The organism is Immundisolibacter sp., assembly GCF_028696615.1.
Classification (GTDB): Bacteria; Pseudomonadota; Gammaproteobacteria; order Immundisolibacterales; family Immundisolibacteraceae; genus Immundisolibacter.
In genome coordinates this window covers 1-2,554 of sequence record NZ_JAQVGQ010000319.1, presented here as the reverse complement: position 1 = coordinate 2,554, position 2,554 = coordinate 1, and the positions used below count along the sequence as shown (strand labels likewise).

Annotated in this window: 3 protein-coding genes; all 3 read right to left on the bottom strand. The window is 71.1% G+C overall.

Annotated features, from left to right (window positions below; translation table 11 throughout):
• The coding region (locus PHC73_RS13810; protein WP_300129410.1) for an epoxide hydrolase family protein at positions 1–904 on the bottom strand (904 nt) is incomplete at its 3' end.
• A 17-nt stretch (positions 905–921) separates the two neighbouring features.
• Complete coding sequence (locus tag PHC73_RS13805; RefSeq protein WP_300129408.1) at positions 922–1,254, bottom strand: carboxymuconolactone decarboxylase family protein; 333 nt, start codon at positions 1,252–1,254, stop codon at positions 922–924.
• A 384-nt stretch (positions 1,255–1,638) separates the two neighbouring features.
• Positions 1,639–2,554: Glu/Leu/Phe/Val dehydrogenase dimerization domain-containing protein (locus tag PHC73_RS13800; protein WP_300129406.1), on the bottom strand; the 916-nt coding region annotated here is incomplete at its 5' end.

Genomic DNA, 2,554 nt, shown 5'->3' with positions numbered 1-2,554 from the left:
ACGACGCGGCGCTGGCCGTGCACCAGTACAGCATGATGTCGTCGAGCATCTCGTCGCGCGTCAGCGCGTTTTCCGGGTGGCCGTCGCAGTCGGTCCAGGCGCGGAATTTTTCGAGGATCCACGCCGCCTGCCCGGCCGGTGAATCGGTAAGACCGTAGCCCAGCGTCTGCGGGCGCGTGCTCTGCTGTTTCGAGTAACCCGAGTCCTGCTCGGTGTAGTAGCGGAATGCCTCCAGCGCGCCCTGTTCGAGCGGCGTGAGGTCGTTCATGGTGGCCGGGTCCGGCTCCACGATCGGCATGTTCACGTGGATGGCGGCGCAGTGGCCGCGGTTCTGCTGGCCGATCATGGCCGTGATGGCCGCGCCCCAGTCGCCGCCCTGCGCCACGTAGCGGTCATAACCCAGGCGCAGCATGAGGCGGTCCCAGGCCTCGGCGATGCGGCCGACGCCCCAACCGGGCCGCGTCGGCTTGCCCGAGAAGCCATAGCCCGGCAGCGTCGGGCAGATCACGTGAAACGCGTCCTCGGCGCGGCCGCCGTGCGCCACGGGATCGACCAGCGGCCCGATCACCTTGTGAAACTCCACCACCGACCCCGGCCAGCCGTGCGTGATCAGCAGCGGCAGCGCCCGCGGGTGCGGCGAGCGCTGGTGGATGAAGTGGATCGGCAGCCCGTCGAGCGTGGTCAGGAACTGCGGGAAGCGGTTCAGGCGCCGCTCGCGCTCGCGCCAGTCGTACTGTTCGCGCCAGTAGCGGCACACCTCCTGCACATAGGCCAGCGGCGTACCCTGCGACCAGTCGTCGACGGTTTCGCGCTCCGGCCAGCGCGTGTGATCGAGCCGCCGGTGCAGGGCGGCGATGACGGCGTCGTCGACGTGGATGCTGAACGGCGTGACGGCGTCGCTCATGGCTGTGTCCTCGCCCTTCACACGCCGCCAAAACCGGCGCCGCGCAGCTGCGGGAACACACCGGAGGCCGTCGCGAGACCGCCGGTTCCGCACAGCGCGGCGATCACGGCCAGCGTCTCGTCGAGCTCGCGCTCGGTGGCGCCGGCCTCGCGCGCCATGTCGGCGATGTGCAGGCAGCCGTTGGGGTGGCGGCCGGCGGCGTCGATGGCAAGCGCGATCAGCAGCTTGATCTTCAGCGGCAGCTCGCCGGGCGCGAAGGCGGCGGCGAACAACTGCGCCACCGCGTCGCCCACCTGCGGCTGGCGGGCGCGGATCACGTCGACGAAACCGGGGGCGGATACGGCACTCATCGGGGGGCTCCTCTGGCTGGATTGTCGATGGTGGCGGATGCGGTCCGCCGCTCCATCGTACCGCCTGCCGGTCGCGCCTCAGGGTTTGTGAAGAAATGCGCGTCCTGCGCATTTCTTGCGTCGCCCGTCCGGTACACGCCCGGACGGGCTCACGCGAATCAAGCCCTTACGGGCTCGATTCGCGTCCGGCCATCCCTGGCCGGCCTGAGCGCTTGAAAAATTCACAAGCTCTCAGGGTTTGTGAAGAAATGCGCGTCCTGCGCATTTCTTGCGTCGCCCGTCCGGTACACGCCCGGACGGGCTCCCGCGAATCAAGCCCTTACGGGCTCGATTCGCGTCCGGCCATCCCTGGCCGGCCTCGGAGCTTGAAAAATTCACAAGCTCTCAGTACAGCCCCCAGCGGCGGGTGTGCATGGCGCTGCGCACGCGCTCGAGTGCCAGCGCCTCGGCAGCCTGCCGCGGCGGGCAGCCGGCGGCGCGGGCGCGTTCCAGCACGGCAGTGGTGTTGGCGGTGATGCGCTCCTCGACCACCGCCAGCGCGGCGCCCGGTGTGGCGCCTTGCAGCTCGAGCGCGGCGCAGATCACGCCGCCGGCGTTGGCGATGAAATCCGGCACCACGCACACGCCGCGGGCGTGCAGGCTGCGCTCGGCCTCGGCGCTGGCCGGGATGTTGGCGCCTTCCACCACCACCGCGGCGCGCAGACGGTCGACGTTGCCGGCGTGCAGCACGTCCGGCCGCGCGGCCGGAATCCACACCTCGCAGTCGACACCGATGAGCTGCCCGGCATCGATGCGCTCGGCGCCCGGGTAGCTGGTCACGCTGCCGCCAGCGTCCTTGATGGCGCACAGACGCTGCACGTCCAGCCCGGCCGGATCGTGCACGCCACCGGCGGAATCTGCGGCCGCCACCACCCGCGCGCCGCGCGCCACCAGAAAACGCGCCGCATGCCGGCCGACGGCACCGAAGCCCTGCACGACGATGCGCGCGCCTTCGAGCGGCCGTCCGAGCGTGGCCAGCGCCACCTGCGTGGCATGGCACACACCCCAGCCGGTGGCGCCGATCTCATCCAGCGGAATGCCGCCGAGCGCCGCCGGCAGGCCCACGGCGCGGCCGATCTCGTCCTTGACCCAGGCCATGCAGGTCTCGTCGGTACCCATGTCGGGGCCGACGATATAGGCCTGCTCGTGGCGCAGCGCGGCGGCGAAGGCGCGGATCAGACGCTCCTTGTCCGCCGCTGGCAGGTGCGGGTCGGCGCGCAGCACGGATTTGCCGCCGCCGTGCGGCAGGCCGGCGGCGGCG

Excerpts from the sequence above, each read along its gene's own strand:
- PHC73_RS13805 (WP_300129408.1), bottom strand. The coding sequence starts at position 1,254 with ATGAGTGCCGTATCCGCCCCCGGTTTCGTCGACGTGATCCGCGCCCGC.